The organism is Pigmentiphaga litoralis (assembly GCF_048632615.1).
In the GTDB taxonomy this organism is placed as follows: domain Bacteria; phylum Pseudomonadota; class Gammaproteobacteria; order Burkholderiales; family Burkholderiaceae_B; genus Pigmentiphaga; species Pigmentiphaga litoralis_B.
In genome coordinates this window covers 1,219,248-1,245,177 of the sequence record NZ_CP184479.1, presented here as the reverse complement: position 1 = coordinate 1,245,177, position 25,930 = coordinate 1,219,248, and the positions used below count along the sequence as shown (strand labels likewise).

Below are 25,930 nucleotides of genomic sequence, written 5' to 3'. Positions count from 1 at the left end.
CCTATCGTTGAATCCACAAAATGCAGCAGAAGGAAAAACGTGTGGTGGAGAGGAGGAGGATCGAACTCCCGACCTCGTCATTGCGAACGACGCGCTCTCCCAGCTGAGCTACCCCCCACGTGCAGAAACTATATCAGTGAGCCTGGCCAGCGGCAAATGCATGAGCATGGTCCGGATGGTGACAGGTGCAACAGGATTTGAACGGCCCGGCCGGCTGATCATGACTTGCGGCAATGACCTCAGAACCTGGACTTATGCCAGGGCATGGCATCACAAGGAAAAGTGCCGTAATGCAGCCCGAATCCCGTCAGATCGCGGCAAGAACGCGTCGAAATGCCCTCGGCTTTGGTAAACTCATCTCATTACCTCGACGGAATGTGACTGGCCATGGCCGCTTTCAATACCGAGCGCGTTACCAGCGTTCATCACTGGAACGATACGCTTTTCAGTTTCAAGACCACGCGCGATCCCGCCCTGCGCTTTCACAACGGGCACTTCGTGATGATCGGGCTGGAAGTCAATGGCAAGCCGCTCATGCGCGCCTACAGTATCGCCAGCGCCAATTACGAAGAACACCTCGAATTCCTCAGCATCAAGGTGCAGGACGGCCCGCTGACCTCGCGGCTGCAGCACCTGAAAGAAGGCGACCCTATCCTGGTCAGCCGCAAGCCCGTCGGCACGCTGGTCGTGGATGACCTGCTTCCAGGCAAGAACCTGTACCTGTTCGCCACGGGTACGGGCCTGGCCCCGTTCATGAGCATCATCAAGGATCCGGACGTCTATGAACGTTTCGAGAAGGTGGTGCTGGTGCACGGCGTACGATTCGTCAGCGAACTTGCCTACGCCAACTACATTGGCGAAGAACTGCCGAACAACGAATACTTTGGCGAGATGGTCCGCGACAAGCTGATCTACTACCCAACGGTCACGCGCGAGCCGTTCCGCAACATGGGCCGGATCACCGATATCATCGATAACGGCAAGCTGGCTGCCGGCGTCGGCCTGCCGCCGCTCGATCCGGCGCACGACCGCGCCATGCTGTGCGGCAGCCCGCACATGCTGACCGACATCAGCGCGATGCTGGACCAGCGCGGCTTCAAGGTATCGCCGCACACCGGCGAGCCGGGCGACTACGTGGTTGAACGCGCGTTCGCTGAAAAATAATCGACGGCGGGCGAATGGCGCGTGGCCAAGGTAGCCACCCGCGGATTCGTCGCCGGTCAGTCACCACAAGGGCGCCTTCGGGCGCTTTTGTCATTTCCGGGCCGACGCGTGCCGGAGCCGGGCGTGCGGTGTCGCGCGAGATGTGTCGTGCGCGATATGTGGCACGGCAACGACTAGTGGGCTTTACGGATGGCCGCGATCTCGCGGATGCGCTTTACGGTGTCCAGATCGGCAGCCACATACGCCTGCTTGCGGATTTCGACCGTCGTTTCATCCATGTCGTCGCTGTCGTCCGCCAGGTCCAATTCGTAGGTAAAACGCAGGAAAATCGCACCTTCTTCCGGCTCTTCCACCGTTACGGTGGCCTCGCTGCGCGGCCACCGATCGGTCGCCAGCGCAAGCACCCGGACTTCATGCATGGGCGTCAAGGTCACCCGGTCGTGAACCTGGAATGGGCCGAAGTCCAACACCCGCGTCAATAAAGTTTGCCGACCTTGCTCTTCCTGTGTTTCGATGACGCAGCCTTCCAATCCCATGATGAATTCGGTTGGATGATGGGCACGAAGCACCAGCCCGTGCCAGATGTCCATGCGGGTAAGGGGTTGGATCAACGGAACGCGCGGGTCGTTGATCTGCACGAGGTGTTCGAAAGTCAGCATAGTGTCGGTCTAGAAATCGGGAGTGGTCATGCTGCGGTGCCTGGGTCAGGGCGCCGCAAAGATTGCCTGCCGGATGTCGGCGGGCGGGAAGGCGGTCAGCCAGCGCAACGCTGGAACCGCCCCGCGGGGTCGTCGTTCCGGGAACAGATGGCGACGGGACCGCGGGCAAGCAAGTGCGGTAGATATTCACGAATCATCATAACGTGCCTACAAAGCTCAGAATTGCGATTGTCACGCGCCGTTTCGGCGCGCGTTTCGGCGGCGCCGAAGCCTATGCGGAAAACCTGACCCGAGTACTGATCCAGACCCACGACGTCCGCGTCATCTGCCAGGAGTTCGACAGCCCTGTGCAGGCACCGTTCACCCGCGTTCCGTGCAGCAGGCTGCTGCCACGCTGGCTCAACCAGCTATGGTTCAACCTGTGCTGCCACCTGCTGGTCCGCCAGGGTTACGACATCGTCCATTCCCACGAAAACAGCTGGGTCGGCAACGTGCAGGTCGTGCATGTCATGCCGGTACGCTACAGCCTGTTCATGCACAACCGGTCGCTGCTCAAACGGATCAGCGCGCTGCTGAGCCCCCGGCTGATCAGCTACCTGCTGCTGGAACGCCTGCGTTTCCGCGTGCAACCCAACCGCGTGCTCGTGGCTCCGGCGCACCAGACCATCGACCAGTTGCAGGCTGCCTACAAACGCCTGCCGCCCATGGTCACCATCCATCCTGGCGTCACCCTGCCCGACGATGTGCAGACGCGCCACGACGCGCTTCAAAGCCTGGGGCTGGATCCGTCCGCCGTGTACTGCCTGTTGGTCGCGAACGACCCGCTGCGCAAGGGCTTCATGACGATCCTGTCGGCCCTGGAATCGCTGGACGCGCAATATCACCTGATCGTGCTGGGTGGCCCGGCCGACGGCCAGGACAAGCTGCGCGACGTGATCCCGCCCGCCTTGGCCGGCCGTGTCCACGCGTTTCCGGCGCGGCCGGACGTCTGCCGCTTCTATGCCTGCAGCGACGTGTACGTGCACCCCACGCTGCAGGACTCTTTTGGCATGGCGCCGCTGGAGGCCATGTCGTTCGGCCTGCCCGTGATCCTGAGTTCCAAGGAATACTGCGGCTTTACCGCCTGCGTCGAAGCGGAACATGATGCGCTGGTGGTTGCCGACCCGCGCGACGCCTGCGAATTGGCCGCCGCGATCCAGCGCATCACGCAAGACGCGGTGCTGCGCGGCAAGCTGCGCGCGAACGGCCTGGCGCTGGCCGCGCGGTTTGACTGGCGGCAGGTGGAACAGGCGTTCGTGAAGACGTACGCAAAGGTGCTGGACAAGTCGCCGGCTTGACCCGATGCGTGCGCAGTTGCACGGACGGCTGCCAATCCCTGCCGCAGGGCTGCCTGATATACAGTTTCATCCATGACGACGACCCGCAATTCTCGCCCCATTCCCATCCTGATGTACCACCAGTGCGCGACGCCGCCGGCCAAGGGCACGCCGTTTCGCAGCCTCACGGTGGACCCGGCCGTGTTCGCGCGGCATATGCGCTGGCTCAAGGCGTTGGGGTATCGGGGGCTGTCGATGCGGGATCTGCAGCCTTACCTGCGGGGCGAGCGGCAGGGCAAGGTGTTCGGACTGACGTTCGATGATGGCTTCGTGAACGTGGCCGAAAATGCGGTGCCGATTCTGGCGGACCTGGGTTTTACCGCGACCAACTACTTCGTGGCGGCGCAGGTCGGGGGCACGAATGCGTGGGATGCCGAGAAGGGCGTGCCGACGGCGCGTTTGATGGACGGCGCGCAGATCCGGGCCTGGGCGAAAGCGGGACACGAAGTGGGCTCGCATACGATCGCGCATGCGAACCTGAAGGAATGTTCGGTGGATCAGGCGCGTGAGCAGATTGGCGGGTCGCGCAAGATGCTGCAGGACGTGAGCGGCGAACCGGTCGACGCCTTCTGTTACCCCTATGGATACTACCTGGCGGAGCAGTGTGCACTGGTGGCCGAGAGCGGATACACCAGCGCCACCACGACGCGGCGCGGACGGGTGCAACCGGGCCAGGACATGATGGAGCTGTCCCGGGTGCATGTGCTGCGGTCCACCCACTTTGCGTCGATGATGATCAAGCTGTTCACGCCGCGCGAGGAACTGCGCGGGCGTTGAAGGTCTTGCGGGGCGCTGACTCGACGATAGGCGGCCCAGTGGTAGAAGGCTACAAGGCGTTTTGTCCACCTTTCCGCCGCCTTGACGGCGGCGGTGCATCGTTGATGCTGACTCCGGTTCGATGCCGGCGGCGGTGCAGCCTTAATGCTTACTCCGGTTCGATCCCGGCGGCTTTGATGATCTTGCCCCACTTTTGCGATTCGGCTTTCTGGAAGCTGGCCAGTTCGCCGGGCGTCGTGGTGTAGGGCTCCGTGCCGGTCGATTCATAGAAAGACTTGGCGGCGGACGACGTGGATGCCTTGATCAGCAGTTCGTTGAGTCGCGTCACTACGGCGCTGGGCGTGCCGGCGGGCACGTAGGCGGCAAACCAGTATCCCATCTCATAGCCAGGCACACCGGATTCGGCGATGGTCGGCACATCGGGCGCCAGGGGCGAGCGCTTCAGGCTGGTCACGCCCAGGGCACGCAGCTTGCCGCTCTTGACCTGCGGCAGGCCGGTGGCGGTGTCGGTGATCATCATGCTGATCTGGCCGCCCAGCAGGTCGGTAACGGCCAGCGGGTTGCTCTTGTAGGGCACGTGCAGGATCTTGGCGCCAGTCATTTGCTGGAGCAGCTCGCCGGCGATCCGGCTGGACGAGCTGCCGCTGCCGAAACTCAGCTTGCCCGGGTCTTTCTTGGCGAGGGCGAGCAGCTCCTGCACGCTTTTGACAGGCAGGTTGGGGTTGACGACCATGATCTGTCCGCCCTTGCCCAAGGCGGTAACCGGTGCGAAGTCCTTGACCGGGTCGTAAGGCAGCGACTTGTACAGGTGTTCGTTGGCGGCGTGGGTTGTGTTGGTGGTGATCAGCACAGTGTAGCCATCGGCCTGCGCGCGGGCGGCCGATTGCGCGCCGATGATAGCGCTGGCGCCCGGCTTGTTTTCGATGACGACGGTCTGGCCGCTGGCTTCGGTCATGCCCTGGCCAATGGCGCGGGCGATCTGGTCCGTCGCGCTGCCGGCCGCGAATGGCACCACGAAGGTGACCGGGCGGGCCGGATAGGTCTGGGCAGAGGCGGTCAGGGGCGCCGCGGCCAACGGCAAAGCAGCGGCGATGAGGCCGGCGAGTACAAGGCGGCGGGGATGCGAGGTCATGGTGCTAGGTCTCCGGAATTCTTGTTGTGGGTGAAAGGAAAGGCGGTCAGACAGGAGGGCGGTCGGCATCCCTCAGGGCAGGGCCCGTTCGATGATGCCGTCGCCATTGGCATCGAAGCCGGGCGGCGGGGTCACGGGCATGTCCAGCAGCCAGAACGAGAGGCCTTTGCCGTGCGCATCGAGGTTGAGCGATCCGTTCACGCCGCCATCCAGTACTTCGTCCAGCACGAAATTCATCGCGCAGAGCGTGGGCAGAAGGTAGCGTTCGACGTGGGTGGGTTGACGGTAGTCGAACCAGCGGGCGACCGCGTCGGCGGTGACCTGCTCGACCAGGTGGTCGTAGTACGCCGGGTCGTGGGCAATCAGGCTGAGGTTCGACCGGTTGCCCTTGTCGCCTGCGCGGCTGTGCGCGAGGCGATACAGAGGCACGGTGTTCGCGGGGGATTGAGGGGTGGTCGATGTCATGCCAGGCTCCCCGGGGTCAGCATCGTCCAGCCGCTGCGCACGGCCGCGCGCGGAACGAAGCATGAAATGAGATTGAGCCGTGGTTTGAGCGTCGTGCGCACGCCACCGCCACCGGCCGGTCCGTTGGTGTACAGCGCGGTGACTTCGCGCACGATGCGCTGGGCCTGACGCTTGTCGTGCTGCGAGCAGGCCACGCGCAGACGCACGTCGCGGCCGTGGCCGGCGGGCGCGCCACGCAGCATATCGCCGCGGTCATCTCCCAGGATGCTGACGGCGCCGATCAGGTCGATGCGCACGGGCAGGTCGGGGCCCAGGCGTTTGACGATGACGTCGGCGGCAAGGCGGGCACGCGCTTCGGCGCGCGGGCCGGCGTACGAGATTTCGGCTTCGGCCAGCCAGCCGCCGCGATAGCAGACGTTGACCTTGAGCCGGTCGGGGCGAGCATGCCCGGTCACGCCGCTGAGCGCGACCCGATCGTTGCCAAGATCCATGACTCGCGCCTGGCTGATGTCGGCCACGACATCGGGTGTCAGGTAGCGCGCCGGATCGTGGACTTCGTACAGCAGCTGTTCCTTGACCGTGCGAGGATCGACACAGCCGCCGGTCGCGTCGGCCTTGCCGATCACGCAGCTGCCATCGGCATCGATCTCGGCGATCGGAAAGCCGGCCGCGTGCAGATCGGGCACATCCTTGAAGCCAGGGTCCGCAAAATAGCCGCCGGTGACCTGGGTGCCGCATTCGAGCAGATGCCCGGCCATGGTCGCACGGCCCAGGCGTTCCCAGTCGTCCGCGGCCCAGCCGAAGTGGGCCATGGCAGGACCCACCGCCAGGGACGGATCCGCGACGCGGCCCGCGACGACGATCTGAGCGCCGCCGCGCAAGGCGTCGGCAATGGCTTCGGCGCCGAGGTAGGCATTGGCGCTGACCACGTCCAGGTCGTCGAATTGGGGGCCGATGCACTCCCGCAGCAGGTCCCGGTAGCCAGGGCCAGACAGGTCGTCGCCGTGCACGATGGCGATGCGTGCGTCGGCGATGCCCTGCGCGCTGGCCAGATCATGCAGGCGTTGCGCGGCCCCGGGCGGATTGGCCGCGCCGAAGTTGCCGATGATGGCGATGTCGTGACGCAGGCAGCGTTCGATGACCGGGCCGACGAGGTCGTCCAGCTGCGGATCGAAGCCGCCCTGCGGATGGTGTTCGCGTTCGAGTTGCGCCAGCGCCAGGGTGCGCTCGGCAAGCGTCTCGTACATCAACGCCGCCGGACCGCCGCGGGCGATCAGGGTGTCGACCACCGGGCCCGCCGCGTCCGTCCTGTCTCCAGAGAAACCCGAGGCCGACCCGATCAGGATGGGAGCTGTTGGCATGGGATTGTCTTTGTGCTTTTATGAAAGTCCACTATAGGGTCGGAAAAATCATCCGTAAAATAGAAAAAAAGATTGATTGATCTGAAAAGCGGATGAGTTGATCATGGATGAAGAGGGGGCGCGGCATATGGTGGACGGCACGGGGTTCAAGAAGACGCGGTGGAAGCGGCCAGGCGCCATGGCGGCCAGGAAGAATCTGCCAGCGGAATATGCCGGCGCCCGGTCATCAAGGGTGACCACGCCATGAACCTGACCAACATGTCGACGCGCCAGCTGAGGGCATTCATCGCACTGGTTGAGGAACGCAACTTTACGCGCGCGGCCGACAAGACCTTTTTGTCTCAGCCCGCTTTCAGTGCACTGATCCGGTCGATCGAAACGGTGGCCGGCGTGCGGCTGTTCGACCGGTCGACGCGGCACGTGGAACTGACGCCCGAAGGTGTGCTGTTCGAAGGGTCCGCGCGGCGCCTGCTGGGCGACTTCGAACTGGCCATGGAAGAACTGAGCGATCATGTGGCCAAACGCAAGGGCAGGGCGTCCGTGGCGGCCTTGCCGTCATTGGCATCCGGCTGGCTGCCGGGCGTGCTGGGGAATTTCGCGCCGAATTTCCCGGCGTGGCGCTGGAACTGCACGACGCCTTGCTGGAGCCGTGCCTGAGTCTGGTACGCCTGGGCCGGGTCGATTTTGCCCTGGCCGCGAACGGCGCCGACATGAGCGATTTCACGACGGAACTGCTGTGCGTGGACAGTTTTTATCTGGTCTGCCGCAAGGACCATCCGCTGGCGCAGTTACCGACGGTGCGGCTGCGCGATGTGGCCGATTACCCCTTTATCCAGTTGGCCCGGTCGAGTAGCGTGCGGCAGCATCTGGACGCCGCCTTGCACCCGGTGCAGATGCAGACGGCGTTCGAGGTGGAGCACCTGGCGACCGTGACGGGGCTGGTGGTGGCGGGGCTGGGTGTGAGCCTGGTGCCCGAGATGACGCTGTCGCAGTTTTCGCATCCGGACGTGGCGGTGATTCCGCTGTCGGTGCGCGGCCCGACCCGGTCCTTGTATCTGGTGCGCCGGCGCGACCGGTCGATGTCGGCGGCGGCCGAGGCGCTGTATTCGCTGGTGAAGGCGCGACGGCCGTCCTTCCCGGCAGGGAAGGGTGGGGGAAGGACGGGAAGCAAGGCAGGGGGCGCCGCAGGCGGAAGATCCGCAAGGAAGGCGGCTGGCCCCAAGGCGACCGAAGCCTGATCGATCGCCGCTTTGCATGCGGCAGTCGTCAAGCCGCCGCCAATCGTCTACCTGGCCGCCGCCCTGGTCAAGGCGCCCAAGCTGAGCGCCCGCATGATGCAGCTGCAAGCGAACAACCGAACAACCGAACAACCGAACAACCGAACAACCGAACAACCGAACAACCGAACAACCGAACAACCGGTCAATCGGTCAATCATTCCATCCATCAATCGATCAACATCGGCAGCACCATCATCTGCTGCCCGTTGATGTGCATCCGCCGCTGCAGCGCATTGACCGCCTGGTTGTGCAGCAGGCGTGTGAACAGGTTGTCGCGCTTGAACACCAGCTTGCTCGCAAAGAACAGCGTGTTGGGATAGGTCTCCAGTGTCTCATTGCACAGCTTTTCCAGCGTCTGCACGGCATCGGTGCCGTACCCCAGACGGCTGGTCGCCGCCATGCCGTAGCTGTTGCAGAAGCGCTCGAAAAACTTCAGGGACGTGTTGGCCTGCATCCGTAACGCTTCCAATGCTTCCGGCCCGCCGTAGACGCGGGCATCGACGGTGCGCGCGTTGATGAACACGAAATTCTTGAAGTGGTCCGGAAACATGCGCTGCACCCATAGCAGCGCATGCAGGCCGCCGCCACGGCTGGACCCGACCAGGAAGGCCGCCGTGGGCGCCTGCGGATCGAGCGCGGGCGGATCGCATTCGGAACCGAAGGCCTGATCGGCAAAGATCTCGTCGACCAGGGCAATGCGGCGGCGCGTGTCCCGGTAGTGCGCGCGAATGCCGAAGCAGGCCAGGATCAGCGCCGAGGTGATCAGCAGCGTGGCCCAGCCCCCTTCGTAGAACTTTTCGACCACGGTTACCACCAGGATGGCGCTGGTGATGGTCAGGGCAACCAAGGACAGCGCCAGCCGGCGCTTCCAGTGGCGGCGGTGCGCCGGGTTGCGCCGGTTCACGACCCAGTAGCGCGACAGGCCCGCCAGCGACAAAGTAAAGGTCAGGAACACGTTGATCGAATACAGCACCACCAGCAGCGACACCTTGCCGCCCGTCAGGATCAGGATGGCCAGCGCGGCGACACCCATCAGCAGAATGCCGTTTTCCGTGACCAGCCGGTTCGACAGATACCGGAAGCGATGCGGCACCCAGGAGTCGGCGGCCATGTTCGACAGAACCGACGGTCCGCCCAGGAACCCGGTATTGGCCGCAACGAACAGCAGGCCGGCCTCGAAGACCAGCACCAGGGTCAGGGCGACCACCAGACCGCTGCCGGTCAGCCCCATCTCGCCAAGAATGTCCTGGAACACGACGGCGTTCAGCGTCTGCCCTTCCACCGGCGCGGCGGCCCACAGCAGGTACAGCAGGATGATGCCGCCGGCCGTAAAGGCCAGGCTGATGGCCATCAGCATCATGGTCATCTTGCCGGTGCGAACGACCGGTTCGGCCAGGCGGTCCACGTTGTTCGAGACGGCCTCGATCCCGGTGTAGGTGCCACCGCCCAGGGAATACGCCTTCATGAACACGGCGAGGACGAACAGCCAGCCGGCCTCGTCCGTAAAGCTGTCCAGTTCGGCAAAGGTGTCGGGGATGAGGGCGGGCAGACCATCGGCATGGGCAAAAATGCCCCAGCCGATCAGGATCACATGGGAAACGACGAAGCCGATAAAAATCGGCAGCAGGAAGCGGATGCTTTCTTTGGCGCCGCGCAGGTTGAGCCACAAAAGCAGGAGCACCATGGCGCAGGCCGTCCAGTTCTTGAACGGCTGCCAGGTAGCGGGCAGCAGCGAAAAGAGGGCGTCGGTTCCGCTGGCGACGGAGATCGCGATGGTCAGGACGTAGTCGACGATCAGCGCCGACCCGGACACCAGGCCGGCCGTCGGCCCGAGCAGGGCGGTCGATACCCGGTAGCCGCCTCCGCCGGTAGGAAACAGTTCGATTACCTGGTTGTAGGCCAGCGCCACGACGAAAACGGTAATGGCCGTGGCCACGGCCAGGAACAGGGCCAGATGCGTATGGGCGCCCAATGCGCGAAACGCTTCTTCGGGACCATAGGCCGACGAGGACAGACCGTCGGCGCCCAGGCCGACCCAGGCCAGGAAGGCGGCCAGCGCGATCGAGTGGCGCGTGTCCGCGGACAAAGGGTCGCGGGCCTGGCCCAACAGGCGTTCCCGCCACGACGTTGCTTTCATACCGGTGGTTCCAGAAATGCGATGAGCAACGGCGGCCCACCGGCGTCCGTTGCGGGCGCTTGCGAATCTTAACGGGGATATTGTTACCTGGTCGTTCAAACGGGTGCTATTGGACTTGGATTTCTGATAGCTTTGTACATGGCGCGCCAATGGCATTCACGACGACACGCCAGGAGCCACCCCCTTAGGCGCCGTCCCCTCCCGCTTTACAGGACTTGACCCATGACGAAAGAAATTCTGCACACCGATCAGGCCCCCGCCGCCGTCGGTCCGTATTCGCAAGCCGTCGCCGTACCGGCCGGCGGCAAGGTGGTGTATCTGTCGGGCCAAATCGGCCTGGAGCCGTCCACCGGCGTCATGGTCAACGACACGTTCGAAGCCGAAGTGCGCCGCGCGTTTGCCAACATGGCGGCGGTGGTCGCCGCGGCGGGCGGCACGCTGGCGCAAGTCGTCAAGCTGACCCTGTTCCTGACCGACCTGTCCAAATTCGGCCAGGTCAACGACATCATGGCCGAACTGATTCCCCAGCCGTTCCCGGCGCGCTCGACCGTGGGCGTGAAGGAATTGCCCAAGGGCGCGACGTTCGAGGTCGAAGCGATTCTGGTGATCTGATTGCCTGTTGCCGCACCGCCTGCCAAGGCTTCCTCCAGGGACCTGTCCGCCCAGCAGCGCAAGATGGCGAAGCTGGGCCTGCATGGTCCTGAAGACCTGATCCTTCATCTGCCGATGCGGTATGAGGACGAGACGGCCATTACGCCGATCGCCCGTCTGATCCCTGGCATGTGGGCCCAGGTCGAAGGTGAAGTCACGAGTTGCGAAGTGACCTACCGGCCGCGCAAGCAGCTGAAGGCGTCGATTCGCGACGAGTCGGGTGAACTCGGCTTGCGCTATCTCAACTTCTACCCCAGCCAGCAAAAGCAGCTGGCGGTGGGGCGGCGCATCCGTGCGCGGGGCGAGGCGCGGGGCGGGTTCTTCGGGATGGAGATGGTGCACCCGCGCACCACCGTGGCAACCGATGTATCGCGCCTGCCTACGTCGTTGACGCCGGTGTATCCGACCACCGAAGGCCTGCCGCAGGCCGTGCTGCGCAAGGCGATCGCCGAAGCCCTGCAAGACGCCGATCTGTCGGACACGCTGCCGGAATCCCTGCGCCAGCAGTACGACCTGATGGGGTTCGCGCAGGCGGTGCGGCTGCTGCACTACCCGCCGGCCGACGTGGATCCCGAGGGCCTGACGGCGCGGGCCCATCCGGCCTGGCTGCGGGTCAAGTTCGATGAACTGCTGGCGCAGCAACTGTCCCTGGCCAAGGCCCGCGCCGCGCGGCTCGACAAACGCGCCGTGCGCCTGCCCCTGCGCAAGGGGGACGACACGGTCGTGTCCCGGCTGCTGGCCACGCTGCCGTTCGGCCTGACCGGTGCGCAGCAGCGGGTGCTGAAAGAGATCGCGGCGGACCTGGCCAAGCCCAACCCCATGCATCGGCTGCTGCAAGGCGACGTGGGCAGCGGCAAGACCGTGGTGGCGGCATTGGCCGCCGCGCAGGCCATTGATAACGGCTACCAGGCGGCCCTGATGGCGCCGACCGAGATCCTGGCCGAGCAGCACTACCGCAAGCTGGCGGACTGGTTTGCTCCGCTGGGCATCAAGGTGATGTGGCTGACCGGGAGCCTGAGCGCCAAGCTGCGGCGCGAGGCCGTGGCCGCGATTGAAAGTGGCGAGGCGCATCTGGCGGTGGGCACGCAGGCGCTGATCCAGGACCAGGTCACGTTCTCGAAGCTCGGGCTGGCCATCGTTGACGAGCAGCACCGTTTTGGCGTGGGCCAGCGGCTGGCGTTGCGGGGGAAGGGGGAGGCAAGGACCGCGCGGACCTCTATCCCCATCAGTTGATGATGACGGCGACGCCGATTCCGCGCACGCTGGCCATGACGTTCTTTGCCGATCTGGACGTCTCGGTGATCGATGAGTTGCCGCCCGGCCGCACGCCGGTGGTCACGAAGCTGCTGTCGGACGCGCGGCGCGACGAGGTGGTGGCGCGCATTCATGAAGCAGCGCGGATCGGGCGGCAGGTGTATTGGGTCTGTCCGCTGGTCGAAGAAAGCGAAACGCTTGAACTGCAAACGGCCGTCGATACGCACCTGGCGTTGACCCAGGCCTTGCCCGGGCTGAACGTGGGGCTGGTCCACGGCCGTCTGCTCACGGCCGAAAAGGCCGCCGTGATGCAGGCCTTCAAGGCCGGCGAGATCCATTTGCTGGTGGCCACCACCGTGATCGAAGTGGGCGTGGACGTCCCGAATGCGTCGCTGATGGTGATCGAGCATGCCGAGCGATTCGGTCTGGCGCAGCTGCATCAATTGCGCGGCCGGGTCGGGCGGGGCGCGGCCGAATCCGTGTGCGTGCTGCTGTTCCAGACGCCGCTGTCGATGATCGCCAAGGCCCGCCTGCGCACGATGCACGAGACCACGGACGGTTTCGAAATCGCCCGGCGCGATCTTGAACTGCGGGGGCCGGGAGAATTCCTGGGGGTGCGCCAATCCGGTCTGGCGCTGATGCGCTTTGCCGACCTGGAAACCGATATCGAGATCGCCGAACAGGCGCACGAGGCCGCAGCGCTGCTGCAGGCCAGCCAGCCCGACGTCGTGGCGCGCCACCTGGCGCGCTGGATGCGCGGCCGCGAAGATTTTCTCAAGGCATGAGCCGGAGGCAAGGCAATGACGCTGACCGAGTTGAAGTACATCGTGGCCGTGGCGCGTGAACGCCATTTCGGCCGCGCGGCCGAAGCCTGTTTCGTCAGCCAGCCGACGCTGTCGGTGGCGATACGCAAGCTGGAAGATGAACTGGGCGTGACGATTTTCGAACGGGGCGGATCCGAAGTCGGCGTGACGCCCATCGGGCAGCGCGTGGTCGCGCAGGCGCAAAAAGTGCTGGAAGAAGGCGCCAACCTGAAGGAAATCGCCAAGCAGGGGCACGATCCGCTGTCGGGTGCGCTGCGGGTGGGGGTGATCTACACGATCAGTCCCTATCTGCTGCCGCAGCTGATTCCGCGCCTGATCGCGCGGACGCCGCAGATGCCCTTGCTGCTGCAGGAATACTTTACGGTGCGGCTGCTGGAATTGCTGCGGCAGGGCGAGATCGATTGCGCCATCATGGCCCTGCCGTTGCCCGATGCGGGCCTGGTGATCCAGCCGCTGTACGACGAGCCCTTCGTGGTCGCGGTACCCAACAACCATCCGTGGGCCCATCGAAAAAGCGTCGCGTCGGAAGAGCTGAAGAACGAGACGATGCTGCTGCTCGGGAGCGGGCACTGTTTTCGCGACCAGGTACTGGAAGTCTGCCCCGAGCTGGCGCGGTTTTCGGCGTCGAACGATGGCATCCAGCGAACGTTTGAAGGGTCGTCGCTGGAGACGATCCGGCACATGGTGGCGTCTGGCATCGGCATTACCGTCGTGCCAAAAACGTCGGTTCCGGCCCATCCGGATGAGCGCGAAATGCTTGCCTACATTCCGTTCGAGGACCCGGCGCCGGATCGCCGCGTCGTGCTGGCGTGGCGCAAAAGTTTTCCGCGCACCCAGGCCATCGAGGCGCTGGTGGCGGCCGTCCAGGATTGCGACCTGAACGGCGTGACAATGATTTCCGAGGCAGCCCAAGAGGTCTGAGCGTTGCCTTGTAATGCGGCGAATGATCGCCATCTGGTAATTTGTTCATAGGTCTCGAACAACAACGAGGGGAGTTAACGATGGTTAAGAAAGTCAGCACGAAAGTCCCGGAACCCGTGAAGGTTTCCGCCGGCAAGAACATGAGCCAAACCGCCGTGGTCGCACCGCGCATCGACATCGGCATTTCGGATGCCGACCGCACCGCTGTCGCGGGTGGTCTGTCGAAGCTCCTGGCCGACACCTACACGCTGTATCAGATGACCCATAACTTCCACTGGAACGTGACGGGTCCGATGTTCAACACGCTGCACACGATGTTCATGACGCAGTACACGGAACTCTGGAATTCGATCGACGACGTGGCGGAACGGATTCGCGCCCTCGGTCACTTCGCGCCGGGTACCTATCGCGACTTCAACCAGCTCTCGTCGATCGAAGAGCCGGTGAACGTGCCGGAAGCGCTCGACATGGTCCGCCTGCTGGTCTCGGGTCACGAAGCCGTGGCACGCACGGCACGCGAAACGTTCGCCATGGCCGATGCCGCCAACGACCAGCCAACGGCCGACCTGATGACCCAGCGCCTGGACATCCACGAAAAGACGGCGTGGATGCTGCGCAGCATCCTGCAGTGATCCGCAGGCATGTCACGCTGCTGAAGGTGGGGCTCGAGGTCAGGGCCTGCGTTCAGGATCTGACTCCAATAGAACCGCGGCCTGGCGCCGCGGTTTTTTCGGCTTCGCACCCGCCCGCCATCCCCTCCAAAAATTAGTTGAAACCTAAAGGTTTTCGGCTACAGTTATCGGCAGAGAGCCTTGCGGACCATCGCGGGACTCCGGACTTCCGCGCGCAGACGCGGGATCGATACACCACCGTTGGAGCCCAGCATGGAGCGTTCGGCGCACATCGATAGCTTTTCGCGGGATCACTTGCCCGACCCCGGGCTGTGGCCCGAATTCCTGCTCGACAGCCCCGACGTGGCCTACCCGGCCCGTATCAATTGCGCGGCCGAACTGGTCGACGGCGCCGTGGCGCGCGGGCAGGGCGACCGCCCGGCACTGCATTGGCTGGGGGACACCGGCCCGGCCCACATGACTTATCGCGACCTGCAGCGCGCGGTCAACCGCGTGGCGCACGTGCTGACCGGCGACATGGGACTGGTGCCCGGCAACCGCCTGCTGCTGCGGGGCCCGAACAACGCGGGCATGGCCATTGCCTGGCTGGCCGCGGTCAAGGCCGGCCTGGTGGTCGTGCCGACCATGCCGCTGCTGCGCGCGACCGAACTCAAGCAGATCATCGACAAGGCCGAGGTCACCGCCGCCCTGTGTGACGTCCGGCTCAAGGATGAACTGGTGGCCTGCATGGACGCCGGCCAGGCCCACTATTGCGGATCGCTTCAGCGCGTCGTGTTGTTCAACGCTACCGGCGCCAACGACGCGAGTGCACAGGAACTGGAAACGCTGGCCGCCGGCAAGCCCGATCGGTTCGATGCGTGCGATACGGCGGTCGACGATGTATGCCTGATCGCGTTCACCAGCGGCACGACCGGATCGCCCAAGGGGTGCATGCATTTCCACCGCGACGTGCTGGCCATGTGCGACCTGTTCCCGCGCCATCTGCTCAAGGCCACGCAAGACGACGTATTCTGCGGCACGCCGCCGCTGGCCTTTACCTTCGGCCTGGGCGGCATGCTGTGCTTTCCGCTGCGGGTGGGCGCGTCGGTCGTGCTGGCCGAGCGCCTGACCCCCGACAGCCTGTTGCAGACCATTCAGGATTTCCGCGCCACCATCGTGTTCACCGCTCCGACCTTCTACCGCCAGATGGCGGCGCTGGCCAGCGGTTTCGATCTGTCGTCCTTGCGTGCCAGCGTGTCGGCGGGCGAGGCCTTGCCCGATGCGACGCGGCAGGTCTGGAAGCAGGCCACCGGGCTCGAAATGACGGATGGCATCGGCAGTACCGAGATGATCCACATCTTCATCTCCAGCACGGGCAGCGAGGTCCGCGAGGGCGCCATCGGCAAGCCCGTGCCGGGGTACCAGGCGTGCATTGTCGACGAACAGATGCGGCCGGTGCCGCCGGGCACGCCCGGGCGGCTGGCGGTGCGCGGTCCGACCGGATGCAAATACCTGGCCGATGCGCGCCAGGCCACGGCCGTGCAGAACGGCTGGAACCTGACCGGCGACAGCTTCCTGATGGATGCCGATGGCTACCTGTTCTATCAGGCACGCGCCGACGACATGATCATTTCGGCGGGCTACAACATTGCCGGGCCCGAAGTCGAGAGCGCCTTGCTGCTGCACGAGGCCGTGGCCGAGTGCGGGGTGGTGGGGGCGCCGGACCCGGAGCGGGGGCAGGTCGTCAAGGCCTTCGTCGTGCTGAAGCCGGGCTTTGCGGCCGACGACGGCATGGTCAAGACCCTGCAGGAGTACGTGAAGGCGACGATCGCGCCGTACAAATATCCGCGGACCATCCAGTTCGTGGACGGGCTGCCGCGCACGGAAACCGGCAAGCTCAAGCGGTATGCCCTGCGGGGATGAGCCCGCGGTCCTGGGTCGGGGATAAGGCCGCAGTCCTGGGCTCGGGGCGTGAGCCCGCGGTCTGAACTCGGGGTGTGAGCCCGCGGTTCCTGGCCGGGGCATGAGCCGCGTCTGGCCCCGAGGCCCCCGGGCTTGTTACGATGGCGGGATGACTACCGCCTCTCTTTCCCTGTCCCGGCGCATCGGCCTGTACGCGCGCCTGGTGCGCATCGACAAGCCCATCGGCATTCTGCTGCTGCTGTGGCCCACGCTGTGGGCGCTTTGGATCGCGAGCGACGGCGCGCCCACGCCCTATCTGATCTTTGCGTTCGTGCTTGGCACCGCGCTGATGCGTTCGGCCGGTTGCGCCATCAACGATTATTTCGACCGCGACGTGGACCTGCACGTCGCCCGCACCAAAGACCGGGTGCTGACGTCCGGACTGATCTCACCCAAGGAAGCCCTGCTGGTCGCGGCGGGTCTGGCGCTGGTGTCCCTGCTGCTGGTGCTGCCCATGAACCACCTGGTGTGGGCCTTGGCGGTCGTGGCGGCCTTCCTGGCCGTCAGCTATCCCAAGTTCAAGCGCTTCTTTGCGATTCCCCAGGCCTATCTGGGGATCGCGTTCGGCTTTGGCATCCCGATGGCGTTCGCGGCGGTGCTGGGCACCGTGCCCGCGATCGGGTGGCTGATGTTGCTGGCCAATATCGTCTGGGCCATTGCCTACGATACCGAGTACGCCATGGTGGACCGGCCCGATGACCTGAAGCTGGGCCTGCACACGTCGGCCATCACCTTTGGCCGGTATGACGTGCTGATGGTGGGCATCTGCTATGCGGTAACGCTCGTCATGCTGGGCGGCATCGGGTTCATGCTGGGCTACGGCTGGGCCTTCTATCTGGGCCTGGCGGCCGCGGCGGCGATTGCGGTGCGGCATCTGGTCTGGATCCGGCACCGTGAGCCGGGCCCGTGCTTTCGCGCCTTTCTGAACAACACGTGGTTCGGCTTTGCCGTGTTCGCCGGCATTGTCGTGCAGACATCGGTGCTGTCCCGCGTCTGAATGCGCCGCTCGCCGGCCGGTGCCCGGTGCTTCCCCACCCTTATAATCGAGGCTTTTGCGCCCACCGCCATGTCGCCGATTGCCGACCATCTCCAGGCCGTGAGGCAGCGTATCGATCGCGCCGCGCTGGCCTGCGGGCGCGATCCGGCGGCCATCACATTGATGGCCGTGTCCAAGACCTTTGATGCCGGGGCCGTTCAAGCAGCCATCGATGCCGGCCATGCCGTGTTCGGTGAAAGCTATGTGCAGGAAGCGATCGCCAAGATCGACGCGCTGCAGGCCGCGCCCGGCCAGCTTGCCTGGCATTTCATCGGCCCCCTGCAAAGCAACAAGGCGCGCCCGGTGGCCGAATACATGGACTGGGTGCACAGCATCGACCGCCTGAAGATCGCGCAGCGCCTGTCCGATCTGCGGCCCGACAGCCTGGGCCCGCTGCAGGTCTGCCTCCAGGTCAACATCGACAATGAATCCACCAAGAGCGGCGTCGCCCCGCCGGACGTCCTGGCCCTGGCGCGGGCGGTGCACGGACTGCCACGGCTGCGGTTGCGCGGCCTGATGGCGATCCCAGCGCCGTCGGACGACCCGATGGTGCAGCGCGCCGCGTTTGCCCGGCTGGCCGCGCTTCAGCGGCAATTGCAGGACGAAGGCCTGCCAGTCGACACCCTGTCGATGGGCATGTCGGACGACCTGGAGGCCGCCGTGGCCGAAGGCGCCACCATCGTGCGGGTAGGCACTGCCATTTTTGGCGCGCGGGCGTATGCCTGACCGGCCGCGCGCTCGACGGACTTCCTTTCATTCCTGCCGACGGGCTGCCGCCTGTCGCCCTCGACTCTTTCTGACGGTTCCTGCTCATGCGTTCTGAAGACCTTTCCATTGCATTCATCGGCGGCGGCAACATGGCGTCCGCGCTCGTCAGCGGCCTGGCGGGCAAGCTGTGCCCGATCGGCAATATCCACGTGGTCGAGGTCAACGACGATCTGCGGGAAGCCTGGCGCGCCCGCGGCGCGTCCGTATCGGCCGAGCCGGACGAAGCCCTGGCGAATTGCCAGGTGTGGGTCTACGCCGTCAAACCGCAGGTCATGAAGGCGGTTGCGATCGCCACCGAGCCCTTCCTGCGCGACAGCCTGGTGATCAGCATCGCGGCCGGCATTCGCGCGGCCGACCTGGCGCGCTGGCTGTCGGCGACGCGGCTGGTGCGCTGCATGCCCAATACGCCGTCGCTGATCGGCGCGGGCATTTCCGGGCTGGCCGCGCTGCCGGGCACGCCGGAGTCCGACCGGGCGCTTGCGGGACAGATTCTTGCGTCGGTGGGCGAGGTGGTGTGGGTGCAGGAAGAATCGCAGCTCGATGGCGTCACGGCGCTGTCGGGAAGTGGGCCGGCCTACGTATTCCTGATGATAGAAGCCCTGATCGAAGGCGGACTGGCCGTGGGGCTGGACGCCGGACAGTCACGCGCCCTGGCGCTGGCGACGCTGGCGGGTGCGACGCGCCTGGCGGCGGAATCCACCGAACCGCCATCGCTGCTGCGCGAGCGGGTCACCTCCAAGGGGGCACGACGGCGGCCGCGTTGGCCGTGATGGAACAGGATGGCTTCAAGGCCACGGTGGTGCGCGCCATGCAGGCGGCGGCCGACCGGGCACACGAGATGGGCGATGAATTCGGCAACTGAACCTCCTGCATCGGATCGTCCCGCCGCCGCGGCGGGCGTGGCATCCGACCCCGCGGCCGCTGGCCTGCCGTCATCGGTCGCGCGCCATCGGCCCTTCGTGCTGTTCTGGTTCGGCCGCGTGCTGTCGACGCTGTCCTTCCAGATGCTGTCGGTAGCGGTGGGCTGGCAGGTCTATAACCTGACCGGCCGCGCGCTGGACCTGGGCCTGGTCGGGCTGGCGCAGTTCCTGCCGATGGTCGTGCTGACTTTCGTCGTCGGACATGTGGCCGACCGGTACGACCGGCGGACCATCGCCAGTATCTGCATGGCCGTGGAAGCGCTGGCGGCGGGGGTGCTTGCCTTTGGCACCTACGAAGGCTGGCTGACGCGCGACGCGATCCTGGTGATCGTGGCGATCGGCGGCGCCGCGCGGGCGTTCGAATCGCCAACGATGGCGGCGTTGGTCCAGGGCGTGGTCCCGCGGATCATGCTGCCGCAGGCCGCGGCCTGGTCCACGTCGGCGACGCAGACGGCGCAGATCCTGGGGCCGGCATTGGGCGGCCTGCTGTTCGGCTTCGGGTCCACCGTGGCCTATGTCGTGGCCTGCGTGTTCTTCGGGCTGGGCAGCCTGGTGGTGTCACTGATCCGGATCGAACGGGCCATTCCGTCCAAGGAACCGGTCACGTTCAAATCGGTGTTTTCCGGCATCGGCTTCATCCGCAGCCGTCCGGTCATCCTGGGCACGCTGTCGCTGGATCTGTTCGCGGTCTTGCTGGGTGGGGCCACCGCGCTGCTTCCCATCTACGCCAAGGACATCCTGCATGCCGGGCCCTGGGGGTTGGGCCTGCTGCGGACGTCGCCCGCCCTGGGCGCCCTGGCCATGTCGGTGTTCCTGGCGCACCATCCGATCAGGAAGAACGTGGGGCCGATGTTGTTCGCGTCGTTGGGCGTGTTCGGTCTGGCCACGATTTTGTTCGGGCTGTCGACCAACATCCTGCTGTCGATGGGTGCCCTGGTGCTGCTGGGCGCGGCCGACGTGGTGAGCGTGGTGATCCGTTTCACGCTGGTCCAGCTGCAGACACCCAACGAGATGCTGGGCCGGGTCAGCGCGGTCAATTCCTTGTTCGTGGGCACGTCCAACCAGCTGGGCGAATTCGAGTCCGGCGTCACGGCCGCCTTGTTCGGCGTCGTGCCGGCCGTACTGATCGGCGGCGTCGGCACCATTGCGATTGCCGGGCTGTGGATGTTCCTGTTCCCGGCGCTGCGGCGCCTGCGGACGCTGGAGGGATGATGACCTTCGAGCCCATGTCGCGGTGGCAGTTCGTGCGCGCCATCCTTGCCATGGGCGCGATCGTGCTCAGCTCCAACCTGCTGGTCCAGTTCCCCATCAATGACTGGCTGACGTGGGGCGCCTTCACCTACCCGGTGGCCTATCTGGCCATCGATCTCGTCAACCGGCGGCACGGCCCGCGGCAGGCGCGGCGGGTGGCCTGGGTGGGATTCGCGGTGGCCGTGGTAGCCTCGTTGATCCTGGCGCCGCCGCGCATCGCGATCGCTTCCGGCACGGCCTACATCGCATCGCAACTGCTGGACATCCAGGTGTTCGACCGACTGCGCCAGGGGAACTGGTGGCGCGCGCCGCTGGTCTCCACTGTCTTGTCGGCCACGCTCGACACGGCGCTGTTCTGGAGCATCGCGTTTTCGGGCCAGGGCTTGCCCTGGACTTCCTGGGCGGCCGGCGACCTGGCGGTCAAGCTGGCGATCGGGATCTCCATGCTGCTGCCGTTTCGTATCCTGATCCGGCGCACCCCCTCCGGTCGCTGACAGGAGCATCCATGGCGCCGAAGGCTGGCGCCGGACATCCCACGCGCCCTTGCCGGCGTGGGACTTACACGCGCCGCCCGCCGGCGCAGGAGGAAATGCCGAATGGCCCATCACCCCGTCCTTGACGCCGTTACCGAACGCATCATGAAGCGCAGCGGCACCCGCCGGGACGACTGGCTGGCCGAGACGCGGGCGCGCGCCGGCGCGCGGGTGACGCGCAGCCAGATCTCGTGTACCAATCTGGCCCATGGCTTTGCCGCCATGCCGCACGACGCCAAGTTCCGCATCCGCGAGCAGCAACGTCCCAACCTGGCCATCGTGTCGGCCTACAACGACATGCTGTCGGCGCATCAGCCGCTTGAAGCCTATCCGGCCTGGATCAAGGAAGCCGCCCTGCAGGCCGGCGCAACGGCGCAATTCGCGGGCGGCGTGCCGGCCATGTGCGATGGCGTCACGCAAGGCCAGGAAGGCATGGAGCTGTCCCTGTTCTCGCGCGACGTGATCGCCATGTCGACCGCGATCGCGCTGTCGCACCAGATGTTCGATGCCGGCCTGTACCTGGGCGTGTGCGACAAGATCGTGCCGGGGCTGGTCATGGGCGCCTTGTCGTTCGGCCATCTGCCGGCCATCTTCGTGCCGGCCGGGCCGATGACGACCGGCCTGAGCAATGACGAAAAGGCCCGCACGCGGCAGCTATATACCGAAGGCAAGGTCAGCCGCGAAGTCCTGCTGGAAGCCGAGGCGCAGTCCTACCATGGACCCGGCACCTGTACCTTCTACGGCACGGCCAATTCCAACCAGATGCTGATGGAATTCATGGGCCTGCACCTGCCGGGCAGCGCCTTCGTCAATCCCGGCACGCCGCTGCGTGAAGCGCTGACGCGCGGGGCGGCGCGGCGGGCGGTCGAACTTTGCCACGGTTCGGACACGTACACCCCTATCTGCGACGTGCTGGACGTCCGCGCCTTCGTGAATGGCATCGTCGGGCTGATGGCCACGGGCGGGTCCACCAACCACACCCTGCATCTGGTGGCCATGGCGCGGGCCGCGCGCATCGTGCTCAATTGGGACGACTTTTCGCATCTGTCCGATGTGGTGCCGCTGCTGGCACGCGTGTATCCCAACGGCAAGGCCGACGTGAACGAATTCCATGCGGCGGGCGGGCTGGGCTATGTGATGGCGCAGTTGCTGGACGCCGGCCTGCTGCACGAAGACGTGACCACCGTGGCTGGCCGCGGCCTGTCCGCCTACACGCAAGAACCTTGGCTGGACGACGGCCGGCTGGCGTGGCGCGCGGGCACGCCCGAACCGCTGAACCGCGACATCGTCCGGCCATTTGCCGAGCCGTTTTCGCTGGATGGCGGGCTCAAGCTGCTGAAGGGCAATGTGGGGCGCGCGGTGATCAAGGTGTCGGCCGTCAAGCCGCCGCATCGCATCGTGGAAGCGCCGGCCATCGTGTTCCAGGAGCAGGACGACGTGCTGGCCGCCTTTGATCGGGGCGAACTGGAACGCGACTTCGTGGCGGTGGTGACCTGGCAGGGCCCGGCTGCCAACGGCATGCCGGAACTGCACAAGCTGACACCGACCCTGAGCATTCTGCAGGAACGGGGATTCCACGTGGCGCTGGTGACGGATGGGCGCATGTCGGGGGCGTCAGGCAAGGTGCCGGCTGCGATCCATGTGACGCCGGAAGCCCTGTCGGGCGGGCCGATCGGGCGTATCCAGACAGGCGACCTGGTACGCCTGGATGCGGAAGCCGGCACGCTGGACGTGCTGGGCCCGGTGGACTGGCTGCGCCGCGCGCCGTTCGAGCATGACCTGTCGGCCCATGTGAATGGGATCGGGCGGGACTTGTTCGGCAATCTGCGCAAGACGGTGAGCGCGGCCGAACGGGGCGCGTGCACGCTGTTCGAGACCGATGAAGCGGTCAACCCCGAAGGCACGGCGGACGAGGACGACTGAGGTGGACGACCAAGGTGGGCGGCAGGTGCCCGCCGCGCACCCCGCCCCCCGCGTTCAGGTCATTCGCTGAAGAACGCGAAGCGGATCAGGAACAAGATAGCTACCACCCACGTTGCCGGATGGATCTGGCGGATGCGGCCGGTGAACGCCTTCAGCACGACGTAGCTGATGAAACCGAAGGCTAGGCCGGTGGCGATCGAGTACGTGAAGGGCATGGCCAGGGTGGTCAACGCGGCCGGCACGGCCTCGGTCACGTCTTCCCAGTCCACATCGATCAGTTCGCGCATCATCAGCCCGGCCACGTACAGCAGCGCGGGCGCGGTGGCGTAGGCCGGAATCGAGCCGGCCAGCGGCGCGATGAACAGCGCGGCCAGGAACAGGATGCCGACCACCAGCGCGGTCAGCCCGGTGCGGCCACCGGCCTGCACGCCCGACGCGCTTTCAACGAAGGCGGTGGTGCTGCTGGTACCCAGCAAGGAGCCGGCGGTAATCGCGGTGCTGTCGGCGAACAGCGCCCGGCCGATGCGGTTCTTGGAACCTTCGAGCAGGCCGGCGCGCTTGGCCACGCCCATCAGCGTGCCCGTGGCGTCGAAGACTTCGACCAGCACGAACACCAGGATCACTTGCAGGAAGCCGGCATGCAGGGCCCCCAGGATGTCCAGTTGCAGGAAGGTGGGCGCGAGGCTGGGCGGCGTCGACAGAATGCCCTTGAAGGTGTTGATGCCCAGCAGCATGCTGGCCACCGTCACCACCAGAATGCCGATCAGGATCGCGCCGCGAACCTTGAGCGCATCCAGCACGGCGATCACGAAGAAACCCAGCACGGCCAGCAGCGCCTGCGGCGAATGCAGGTCGCCCAGGCCGATCATGGTGGCCGGATTCTTGACGATGATGCCCGAGCTGCTCAGGGCAATGATCGCCAGGAACAGACCGATACCGGCGGCGATCGCGCTGCGCAAGGACGGCGCAATGCCCGCAATGAGCCAGCTGCGTATCCCCGTTACCGTCAGCAGAAGGAAGATGCAGCCGGAAATGAATACGGCGCCCAGCGCCTGCTGCCAGGTATAGCCCAGCGCCGCAACCACCGTGAACGCAAAGAAGGCATTCAGCCCCATGCCCGGCGCCATGCCGATCGGATAGTTGGCCACCAGCGCCATGACGATCGAACCAATGGCCGCGGCCAGGCAGGTCGCCACAAAAATCGCGTCGCGATCCATGCCGGTCGTGGACAGGATCTGCGGGTTGACGAAGATGATGTACGACATCGTGAGGAAGGTCGTGATCCCCGCGATGATTTCCGTTTTCACGGAAGTTCCGTGCTCACTCAGCTTGAATAGGCGCTCGAACATGGTGGCTGTCCTGATCATATGGTTCCCCAATAGTAGGGGTGCAAGCGCACACTTGAAAACAAAAGCGCCCCGGCATGCCAGGGCGCTGTGGTGTGTTTGCAGTGCGTTCGTCGCCGCTATGGCAAAGCGCGGATTTGCATGCTAATGCCCAAAAGCACAGTGCCGGCACCGCCACGCCCAGACCCAGGACACCGCGGATCTGGCTTTGCCAGTCCGCTGGTGTCGCCCCTGGGGAGGCGCGCAGCGCCAAGGGGGCTTACCGCAGCTGCAGATTGTTCTTGACGTCCACGACGCCCTTGATGCCACGCACGATACGCAGGGCCGAATCCATCTGCTCGCTGCTCTCGACACTGCCGGACAGGTTTACGACGCCGTCCAGGGTCTTGACGCTGATCTTGAGCGACTTGGTGGCCTGGGCGCGCAGCAGTTCGGCCTTGACCTTCGTGGTGATGACGCTGTCGTCGACCACTTCGCCGGCGGTGCGGCCGGGTGGGTTGGAATGGGTCTGCGCGTGCGTAAGCGGAGAGAACACGGCGGCGGTGGCCAGCACGGCGGCGGCGATCAGTGAGTGTCGTTTCATTGCGGGCTCCATGTCAGGGTGCGGGGCGGCCGGTGCCGGCCCCTGCTCAGACCGCCAAGGTAGTGCGGCGGCAGGGTCTCGTCAAAGCCCTGCGTGTAACCCCTAGTACACTGCGCCTACAACGTTCCGAGTCCCTATGTTCAGCTACCGTCACGCCTTTCACGCCGGCAATCACGCCGACGTCCTCAAACACGCCATCGTGGTCTACCTGCTGCGCCATCTGGCGCAAAAGGACGCGCCCTATTGGGTCATCGACACGCACGCCGGGGCAGGCGCCTATGCGCTGGAAGACGAGTGGGCGGAAAAGAATGCCGAATACGAAACGGGCATCGCCAGGATCTGGGAACGCGAAGACCTGCCCGAGATGATCGCGGATTACCTGGAACAGGTGGACGCCTTCAACGAAGACGGGACATTGCGCTATTACCCCGGATCGCCGTTCATCGCCACACGCATGATGCGCGAGCGTGACCGCCTGCGGCTGTTCGAACTGCATCCCACCGAGATCGACGTACTGCGCAGGAATGTGCAGTCGCAGGGCAGGGATATTGCCCGCCGCACCATGATCTATGCGGCCGATGGGTTCGAGGGCATCAAGGCGCTGCTGCCGCCGCCGACCCGTCGCGGCCTGGTGCTGCTGGATCCGTCGTATGAAGACAAGCGCGATTACGCGCGCGTGGTACAGAGCGTCAAGGATGGCCTGGAACGGTTTGCCACGGGCTGTTACGCCGTCTGGTATCCGCAGGTGGCCCGCAACGAGGCGATCCAGTTACCCGAGCGGCTGGCCAAACTGCCGGTAAAAAGCTGGGTGCATGCCGCGCTGACCGTGCAGTCCCCATCGGGTGATGGCCTGGGGCTGCATGGCAGCGGCATGTTCATTCTCAACCCGCCGTGGACCCTGGCGGCTGCCTTGAAGGACACCTTGCCCTGGCTGACCGAGGCATTGGGACAGGACGACGGCGCCAAGTACACGCTGGAATTCAAGGAAGGCTGATC

At 65.3% G+C, this 25,930-nt stretch carries 21 protein-coding genes, 1 tRNA gene and 3 pseudogenes; 17 read left to right on the top strand and 8 right to left on the bottom strand.

What is annotated here, in order from left to right:
• Window positions 1-42: 42 nt before the first annotated feature.
• Window positions 43-117: transfer RNA gene (locus ACNANG_RS05495), tRNA-Ala, on the bottom strand.
• Between the two features lie 270 nt (window positions 118-387).
• Here ACNANG_RS05495 and ACNANG_RS05490 point away from each other — a divergent pair.
• Window positions 388-1,164, top strand: a complete 777-nt coding sequence (locus ACNANG_RS05490; RefSeq protein WP_420226329.1) for a ferredoxin--NADP reductase — start codon at window positions 388-390, stop codon at window positions 1,162-1,164.
• 173 nt (window positions 1,165-1,337) lie between these two features.
• Here ACNANG_RS05490 and ACNANG_RS05485 read toward each other — a convergent pair whose 3' ends face one another.
• Complete coding sequence (locus ACNANG_RS05485; RefSeq protein WP_420226328.1) at window positions 1,338-1,823, bottom strand: AtaL-like protein; 486 nt, start codon at window positions 1,821-1,823, stop codon at window positions 1,338-1,340.
• Window positions 1,824-2,026: 203 nt separating this feature from the next.
• Between ACNANG_RS05485 and ACNANG_RS05480 the strand changes: the two genes are divergently transcribed.
• Both ACNANG_RS05480 and ACNANG_RS05475 read left to right on the top strand, forming a co-directional pair.
• Window positions 2,027-3,160: a glycosyltransferase family 4 protein gene (locus ACNANG_RS05480; protein WP_420226327.1), complete on the top strand. Its 1,134-nt coding sequence runs from the start codon at window positions 2,027-2,029 to the stop codon at window positions 3,158-3,160.
• 72 nt (window positions 3,161-3,232) lie between these two features.
• Window positions 3,233-3,976 carry a polysaccharide deacetylase family protein gene (locus tag ACNANG_RS05475; protein ID WP_420226326.1) on the top strand — a complete coding sequence of 248 codons (744 nt, stop codon included), beginning with the start codon at window positions 3,233-3,235 and terminating at the stop codon, window positions 3,974-3,976.
• Between the two features lie 148 nt (window positions 3,977-4,124).
• Here ACNANG_RS05475 and ACNANG_RS05470 read toward each other — a convergent pair whose 3' ends face one another.
• The 3 genes from ACNANG_RS05470 to ACNANG_RS05460 form a co-directional block, all read right to left on the bottom strand.
• A complete protein-coding gene (locus ACNANG_RS05470) occupies window positions 4,125-5,108 on the bottom strand; it encodes a Bug family tripartite tricarboxylate transporter substrate binding protein (RefSeq protein ID WP_420226325.1) in 984 nt (327 codons plus the stop codon).
• 72 nt (window positions 5,109-5,180) lie between these two features.
• Window positions 5,181-5,573 carry an AtuA-related protein gene (locus tag ACNANG_RS05465; RefSeq protein WP_420226324.1) on the bottom strand — a complete coding sequence of 131 codons (393 nt, stop codon included), beginning with the start codon at window positions 5,571-5,573 and terminating at the stop codon, window positions 5,181-5,183.
• The gene (locus tag ACNANG_RS05460) at window positions 5,570-6,934 is read right to left on the bottom strand and encodes an acyclic terpene utilization AtuA family protein (RefSeq protein ID WP_420226323.1); all 1,365 of its coding nucleotides are present in this window, start codon (window positions 6,932-6,934) and stop codon (window positions 5,570-5,572) included. Before ACNANG_RS05460 ends, ACNANG_RS05465 begins: the two co-directional genes overlap by 4 nt.
• A 103-nt stretch (window positions 6,935-7,037) precedes the next feature.
• On the opposite strand from ACNANG_RS05460, the gene ACNANG_RS05455 reads away from it, so the two are divergent.
• Together ACNANG_RS05455 and ACNANG_RS05450 are read left to right on the top strand one after the other, a co-directional pair.
• Window positions 7,038-7,181 (top strand): hypothetical protein, encoded by a 144-nt coding sequence (locus ACNANG_RS05455; protein WP_420226322.1) that lies wholly within the window; start codon window positions 7,038-7,040, stop codon window positions 7,179-7,181.
• Window positions 7,178-8,172: pseudogene (locus ACNANG_RS05450) on the top strand (LysR family transcriptional regulator). Before ACNANG_RS05455 ends, ACNANG_RS05450 begins: the two are co-directional and overlap by 4 nt.
• A gap of 208 nt (window positions 8,173-8,380) precedes the next feature.
• On the opposite strand, the gene ACNANG_RS05445 reads toward ACNANG_RS05450, so the two are convergent.
• Window positions 8,381-10,351 (bottom strand): APC family permease, encoded by a 1,971-nt coding sequence (locus ACNANG_RS05445; RefSeq protein ID WP_420226321.1) that lies wholly within the window; start codon window positions 10,349-10,351, stop codon window positions 8,381-8,383.
• A gap of 222 nt (window positions 10,352-10,573) precedes the next feature.
• On the opposite strand from ACNANG_RS05445, the gene ACNANG_RS05440 reads away from it, so the two are divergent.
• The 11 genes and pseudogenes from ACNANG_RS05440 to edd all read left to right on the top strand — a co-directional run bounded on the left by ACNANG_RS05440 (window position 10,574) and on the right by edd (window position 23,005).
• A complete protein-coding gene (locus tag ACNANG_RS05440) occupies window positions 10,574-10,963 on the top strand; it encodes a Rid family detoxifying hydrolase (RefSeq protein ID WP_420226320.1) in 390 nt (129 codons plus the stop codon).
• A gap of 63 nt (window positions 10,964-11,026) precedes the next feature.
• A pseudogene (gene recG, locus ACNANG_RS05435) lies at window positions 11,027-13,041 on the top strand (ATP-dependent DNA helicase RecG).
• A 15-nt stretch (window positions 13,042-13,056) separates the two neighbouring features.
• Window positions 13,057-14,001: a LysR substrate-binding domain-containing protein gene (locus tag ACNANG_RS05430; protein WP_420226319.1), complete on the top strand. Its 945-nt coding sequence runs from the start codon at window positions 13,057-13,059 to the stop codon at window positions 13,999-14,001.
• A gap of 140 nt (window positions 14,002-14,141) precedes the next feature.
• Window positions 14,142-14,633, top strand: a complete 492-nt coding sequence (locus ACNANG_RS05425) for a Dps family protein (RefSeq protein WP_189615987.1) — start codon at window positions 14,142-14,144, stop codon at window positions 14,631-14,633.
• Between the two features lie 252 nt (window positions 14,634-14,885).
• Window positions 14,886-16,535 carry an AMP-binding protein gene (locus ACNANG_RS05420; RefSeq protein WP_420226318.1) on the top strand — a complete coding sequence of 550 codons (1,650 nt, stop codon included), beginning with the start codon at window positions 14,886-14,888 and terminating at the stop codon, window positions 16,533-16,535.
• A gap of 148 nt (window positions 16,536-16,683) precedes the next feature.
• Window positions 16,684-17,571: a 4-hydroxybenzoate octaprenyltransferase gene (gene ubiA / locus ACNANG_RS05415; RefSeq protein ID WP_420226317.1), complete on the top strand. Its 888-nt coding sequence runs from the start codon at window positions 16,684-16,686 to the stop codon at window positions 17,569-17,571.
• 69 nt (window positions 17,572-17,640) lie between these two features.
• A complete protein-coding gene (locus tag ACNANG_RS05410) occupies window positions 17,641-18,336 on the top strand; it encodes a YggS family pyridoxal phosphate-dependent enzyme (protein ID WP_420227458.1) in 696 nt (231 codons plus the stop codon).
• 86 nt (window positions 18,337-18,422) lie between these two features.
• Window positions 18,423-19,240 (top strand): annotated as a pseudogene (gene proC, locus ACNANG_RS05405) (pyrroline-5-carboxylate reductase).
• Window positions 19,224-20,510, top strand: a complete 1,287-nt coding sequence (locus ACNANG_RS05400; protein WP_420226316.1) for an MFS transporter — start codon at window positions 19,224-19,226, stop codon at window positions 20,508-20,510. Before proC ends, ACNANG_RS05400 begins: the two are co-directional and overlap by 17 nt.
• A complete protein-coding gene (locus tag ACNANG_RS05395) occupies window positions 20,507-21,043 on the top strand; it encodes a queuosine precursor transporter (protein WP_420226315.1) in 537 nt (178 codons plus the stop codon). The genes ACNANG_RS05400 and ACNANG_RS05395 overlap by 4 nt, the downstream gene beginning before the upstream one ends.
• A 102-nt stretch (window positions 21,044-21,145) precedes the next feature.
• Window positions 21,146-23,005 (top strand): phosphogluconate dehydratase, encoded by a 1,860-nt coding sequence (gene edd / locus ACNANG_RS05390; protein ID WP_420226314.1) that lies wholly within the window; start codon window positions 21,146-21,148, stop codon window positions 23,003-23,005.
• A gap of 59 nt (window positions 23,006-23,064) precedes the next feature.
• Here edd and ACNANG_RS05385 read toward each other — a convergent pair whose 3' ends face one another.
• Entirely contained in the window at window positions 23,065-24,354 is a 1,290-nt protein-coding gene (locus ACNANG_RS05385; protein ID WP_420226313.1) for an NCS2 family permease, read from the bottom strand.
• 256 nt (window positions 24,355-24,610) lie between these two features.
• Window positions 24,611-24,934: a BON domain-containing protein gene (locus ACNANG_RS05380; protein ID WP_420226312.1), complete on the bottom strand. Its 324-nt coding sequence runs from the start codon at window positions 24,932-24,934 to the stop codon at window positions 24,611-24,613.
• Window positions 24,935-25,070: 136 nt separating this feature from the next.
• Between ACNANG_RS05380 and ACNANG_RS05375 the strand changes: the two genes are divergently transcribed.
• Window positions 25,071-25,928 carry a 23S rRNA (adenine(2030)-N(6))-methyltransferase RlmJ gene (locus ACNANG_RS05375; protein WP_420226311.1) on the top strand — a complete coding sequence of 286 codons (858 nt, stop codon included), beginning with the start codon at window positions 25,071-25,073 and terminating at the stop codon, window positions 25,926-25,928.
• Window positions 25,929-25,930 lie beyond the last annotated feature (2 nt).

Coding starts and splice junctions, on each gene's coding strand:
- ACNANG_RS05445 (WP_420226321.1), bottom strand. CDS start 10,351: ATGAAAGCAACGTCGTGGCGGGAACGCCTGTTGGGCCAGGCCCGCGAC.
- ACNANG_RS05430 (WP_420226319.1), top strand. CDS start 13,057: ATGACGCTGACCGAGTTGAAGTACATCGTGGCCGTGGCGCGTGAACGC.
- ACNANG_RS05385 (WP_420226313.1), bottom strand. CDS start 24,354: ATGTTCGAGCGCCTATTCAAGCTGAGTGAGCACGGAACTTCCGTGAAA.
- ACNANG_RS05375 (WP_420226311.1), top strand. CDS start 25,071: ATGTTCAGCTACCGTCACGCCTTTCACGCCGGCAATCACGCCGACGTC.
- ACNANG_RS05440 (WP_420226320.1), top strand. CDS start 10,574: ATGACGAAAGAAATTCTGCACACCGATCAGGCCCCCGCCGCCGTCGGT.
- ACNANG_RS05395 (WP_420226315.1), top strand. CDS start 20,507: ATGATGACCTTCGAGCCCATGTCGCGGTGGCAGTTCGTGCGCGCCATC.
- ACNANG_RS05490 (WP_420226329.1), top strand. CDS start 388: ATGGCCGCTTTCAATACCGAGCGCGTTACCAGCGTTCATCACTGGAAC.
- ACNANG_RS05410 (WP_420227458.1), top strand. CDS start 17,641: ATGTCGCCGATTGCCGACCATCTCCAGGCCGTGAGGCAGCGTATCGAT.
- ACNANG_RS05470 (WP_420226325.1), bottom strand. CDS start 5,108: ATGACCTCGCATCCCCGCCGCCTTGTACTCGCCGGCCTCATCGCCGCT.
- ACNANG_RS05460 (WP_420226323.1), bottom strand. CDS start 6,934: ATGCCAACAGCTCCCATCCTGATCGGGTCGGCCTCGGGTTTCTCTGGA.
- ACNANG_RS05485 (WP_420226328.1), bottom strand. CDS start 1,823: ATGCTGACTTTCGAACACCTCGTGCAGATCAACGACCCGCGCGTTCCG.
- ACNANG_RS05425 (WP_189615987.1), top strand. CDS start 14,142: ATGAGCCAAACCGCCGTGGTCGCACCGCGCATCGACATCGGCATTTCG.
- ACNANG_RS05380 (WP_420226312.1), bottom strand. CDS start 24,934: ATGAAACGACACTCACTGATCGCCGCCGCCGTGCTGGCCACCGCCGCC.
- ACNANG_RS05420 (WP_420226318.1), top strand. CDS start 14,886: ATGGAGCGTTCGGCGCACATCGATAGCTTTTCGCGGGATCACTTGCCC.
- ACNANG_RS05465 (WP_420226324.1), bottom strand. CDS start 5,573: ATGACATCGACCACCCCTCAATCCCCCGCGAACACCGTGCCTCTGTAT.
- ACNANG_RS05400 (WP_420226316.1), top strand. CDS start 19,224: ATGAATTCGGCAACTGAACCTCCTGCATCGGATCGTCCCGCCGCCGCG.
- ACNANG_RS05475 (WP_420226326.1), top strand. CDS start 3,233: ATGACGACGACCCGCAATTCTCGCCCCATTCCCATCCTGATGTACCAC.
- edd (WP_420226314.1), top strand. CDS start 21,146: ATGGCCCATCACCCCGTCCTTGACGCCGTTACCGAACGCATCATGAAG.
- ACNANG_RS05455 (WP_420226322.1), top strand. CDS start 7,038: ATGGATGAAGAGGGGGCGCGGCATATGGTGGACGGCACGGGGTTCAAG.
- ubiA (WP_420226317.1), top strand. CDS start 16,684: ATGACTACCGCCTCTCTTTCCCTGTCCCGGCGCATCGGCCTGTACGCG.